At 68.6% G+C, this 3,346-nt stretch carries 4 protein-coding genes and 1 pseudogene; 4 read left to right on the top strand and 1 reads right to left on the bottom strand.

Translation table 11 applies throughout. The features are described 5' to 3' along the window. The coding region (locus tag AC2VNT_RS02345; protein ID WP_486945323.1) for an SDR family NAD(P)-dependent oxidoreductase at nt 1–396 on the bottom strand (396 nt) is incomplete at its 3' end. A gap of 76 nt (nt 397–472) precedes the next feature. Between AC2VNT_RS02345 and echA20 the strand changes: the two genes are divergently transcribed. From echA20 to ipdC, 4 genes and pseudogenes are all read left to right on the top strand, one after another. Beyond that, complete coding sequence (gene echA20, locus AC2VNT_RS02340; protein ID WP_486945322.1) at nt 473–1,228, top strand: (7aS)-7a-methyl-1,5-dioxo-2,3,5,6,7,7a-hexahydro-1H-indene-carboxyl-CoA hydrolase; 756 nt, start codon at nt 473–475, stop codon at nt 1,226–1,228. After that, the gene (gene ipdA / locus AC2VNT_RS02335; protein WP_486945321.1) at nt 1,225–2,106 is read left to right on the top strand and encodes a cholesterol ring-cleaving hydrolase subunit IpdA; all 882 of its coding nucleotides are present in this window, start codon (nt 1,225–1,227) and stop codon (nt 2,104–2,106) included. The genes echA20 and ipdA overlap by 4 nt, the downstream gene beginning before the upstream one ends. After that, a complete protein-coding gene (ipdB, locus tag AC2VNT_RS02330) occupies nt 2,103–2,852 on the top strand; it encodes a cholesterol ring-cleaving hydrolase subunit IpdB (RefSeq protein WP_486945320.1) in 750 nt (249 codons plus the stop codon). Before ipdA ends, ipdB begins: the two co-directional genes overlap by 4 nt. Further along, a pseudogene (ipdC, locus tag AC2VNT_RS02325) lies at nt 2,849–3,346 on the top strand ((3aS,4S,5R,7aS)-5-hydroxy-7a-methyl-1-oxo-octahydro-1H-indene-4-carboxyl-CoA dehydrogenase); the annotation flags it as partial. The gene ipdB and the pseudogene ipdC, both read left to right, overlap by 4 nt.

The following is a 3,346-nucleotide window of genomic DNA, read 5'->3' as shown; positions in this document are numbered from 1 at the left end:
GATCGATCCGCCGGTCGGCTGGGCCTGCATCACCGCGTTGGCGTGCGTCGAGACGGACAGCGGGCCGAGCAGGTTCAGTTCGACGATCTTGCGGCTGAGGTTGGCCGAGGAGTCGGCGGCCAACGCGAACGGGGAGCCGCCGGCGTTGTTGACCACCGCGTCCAACCGGCCGTGCTTCGCCACGATCGCGCCGATCAGCGCCTGCACCGCGTCGTCGTCGCGCACGTCGCAGGCGTGGAACTCGTACGACAGGCCGTCCACCGGACGCCGCGCGCAGGTGACGACGGTCGCGCCCTGCTCGGCGAAGACCGCGCTGATCCCGGCGCCGACGCCGCGCACCCCGCCGGTCACCAGGACCACTTGCCCGGTCAGACCCAGGTTGATCGGCTCAGCCACTGTGCTAGCGTACCAAGCAAGTGCTTGCTCAGGTCAATGCGCCCGGGAACTGGCAGGAAAAGCAGGAGAAGACTGGATGCCGATCACGAGTAAAACCGTCGAGCCGGGGATCGTCGCGGTCACCGTCGACTACCCGCCGGTCAACGCCCTGCCGTCGCGGGCCTGGTTCGAGCTGGGCGAGGTCATCACCGCAGCCGGCGCCGACATGTCCACCCACGCGGTGATCCTGCGCGCCGAAGGCCGCGGCTTCAACGCCGGCGTGGACATCAAGGAGATGCAGAACACCGCGGGTTTCACCGCACTGATCGACGCCAACCGCGGCTGTTTCGTCGCGTTCAAGGCGGTCTACGAGTGCGCGGTGCCGGTGATCGCCGCGGTGAACGGCTTCTGCGTCGGCGGCGGCATCGGCTTGGTCGGCAATGCCGATGTGATCGTCGCCTCCGACGACGCCACCTTCGGCCTGCCCGAGGTGGAGCGCGGCGCGCTGGGCGCGGCCACCCACCTGTCCCGGCTGGTGCCGCAGCACATGATGCGCCGGCTGTTCTACACCGCCGCCACCGTCGACGCGGCCACGCTGGCCGGCTACGGCTCGGTGCACGAGGTGGTGCCCCGGGCCGAGTTGGACGAGGCGGCGCTGCGGGTGGCCCGCGACATCGCCGCCAAGGACACCCGGGTGATCCGGGCGGCGAAAGAAGCCCTGAACCTCATCGACGTGCAGAAGGTGAACTCCAGTTACCGGATGGAGCAAGGCTTCACCTTCGAGCTGAACCTGGCCGGGGTCGCCGACGAGCACCGGGACGCGTTCGCCGGCACCGAGAAGGGCAAGAAATGAGCGGCAAGCTGACCAACCTGGACGACGCGGTCGCCGAGCTGCGCGACGGGATGACGATCGGCATCGGCGGCTGGGGTTCGAGGCGCAAGCCGATGGCGTTCGTCCGGGCGATCCTGCGCTCGGACGTCACGGACCTGACCGTGGTGAGCTACGGCGGCCCGGACATCGGGCTGCTGTGCGCGGCGGGCAAGGTCGCCAAGGTCTACTACGGCTTCGTCTCGCTGGATTCGCCGCCGTTCTACGACCCGTGGTTCGCCCGGCGGCGCACCGCCGGTGAGATCGTCGCCCGGGAGATGGACGAGGGCATGCTGCGCTGCGGGCTGCAGGCCGCCGCGCAGCGGCTGCCGTTCCTGCCGATCCGGGCCGGGCTGGGCAGTTCGGTGGTCGACTTCTGGGACGGCGAGCTCAAGACGGTCACCAGCCCGTACCAGGCCCCGGGCGGCGGGTACGAGACGCTGGTGGCGATGCCGGCGCTGAACCTGGACGTCGCGTTCGTGCACATGAACCTCGGTGATTCGCGCGGCAACGCCGCCTACACCGGCATCGACCCGTACTTCGACGACTTGTTCCTGATGTCGGCGCAGCGCCGCTTGCTGTCGGTGGACAGGCTGGTCTCCACCGACGAGTTGGTCGCCGCGGTGCCGTCCCAGGCACTGCTGGTCAACCGGATGATGGTCGACTCGGTCGTCGAGGTACCCAACGGTGCCCATTTCACCACCGCCGCACCGGATTACGGCCGCGACGAAAAATTCCAGCGCCACTATGCCGAATCCGCCAAGTCCGACGAGACCTGGGCGGAGTTCACCGCCACCTACCTGTCCGGTAACGAGGACGACTACCAGGCGGCGGTCCGCAAGTTCGGAGAGGACGCATCATGAGCGATGTCACTCGCGCCGAGATCTGTGTGACGGCGTGTGCCGAGCTGTTCCGCGACGCCGGCGAGATCATGGTCAGCCCGATGACCACCGTGGTGGGGATCGGCGCCCGGCTGGCCCGGCTGACGTTCTCTCCCGACATCGTCCTGACCGACGGTGAGGCCCGGTTGCTGGCCGACACCCCGGCGATCGGCAAGGTGGGCGAGATCGAGGGCTGGATGCCGTTCGGCCGGGTCTTCGAGACGCTGGCCTGGGGCCGCCGGCACGTGGTGATGGGCGCTAACCAGATCGACCGGTACGGCAACCAGAACCTGTCCGCGTTCGGCCCGCTGCAACACCCGACCCGGCAGATGTTCGGGGTGCGCGGAGCCCCGGGCAACACCATCAACCACGCCACCAGTTACTTCGTCGGCAATCACTCCAAGCGGGTGTTCTGCGACGCCGTCGACGTGGTCTGCGGCATCGGCTACGACAAGGTCGACGCCGCCAATCCGGCATTCCGTTTCGTCAACGTGCACCGGGTGGTGTCCAACCTGGGAGTCTTCGACTTCGGCGGACCGGAGCACCAGATGCGGGCGGTCTCGCTGCATCCGGGGGTATCGGCTTCCGACGTCGCGGAGGACACCTCGTTCGAGGTGCACGGCCTGGCCAACGCACCCGAGACCCGGCTGCCGGAGGTCGAGGAGCTGCGGCTGATCCGCGAGGTGATCGACCCGAAGTCGCTGCGGGACAAAGAGGTGCGTTCATGAAACTGCGCACGCCGCTGACCGACCTGGTCGGCATCGAGCACCCGGTGGTGCAGACCGGGATGGGCTGGGTGGCCGGCGCCCGGCTGGTGTCGGCGACCGCCAACGCCGGCGGGCTGGGGATTCTGGCGTCGGCGACGATGACGCTCGACGAGCTAGCAACCGCGATCGGCAAGGTGAAGTCGGCCACCGACAAGCCATTCGGGGTCAACATCCGCGCCGATGCGACCGACGCCGACGAGCGGGTGGAGCTGATGATCCGCGAGGGCGTGAAGGTGGCGTCGTTCGCGCTGGCACCCAGGCCTGAGCTGATCGCGAAGCTGAAAGACGCAGGTGCCGTGGTTATCCCGTCGGTCGGTGCAGCCAAGCATGCTCGGAAGGTGGCATCCTGGGGTGCCGACGCGGTGATCGTGCAGGGCGGCGAAGGCGGCGGACACACTGGTCCGGTGGCGACCACGCTGCTGTTGCCGTCGGTGCTGGACGCCGTGAGTATCCCG

The organism is Mycobacterium sp. TH-M15, assembly GCF_057473705.1.
This window is presented reverse-complemented; position numbering and strand designations above follow the sequence as displayed.

Bases quoted from the DNA above. Each gene is read 5' to 3' on its own strand.
- echA20 (WP_486945322.1), top strand. From the start codon at position 473: ATGCCGATCACGAGTAAAACCGTCGAGCCGGGGATCGTCGCGGTCACC.
- ipdA (WP_486945321.1), top strand. From the start codon at position 1,225: ATGAGCGGCAAGCTGACCAACCTGGACGACGCGGTCGCCGAGCTGCGC.
- ipdB (WP_486945320.1), top strand. From the start codon at position 2,103: ATGAGCGATGTCACTCGCGCCGAGATCTGTGTGACGGCGTGTGCCGAG.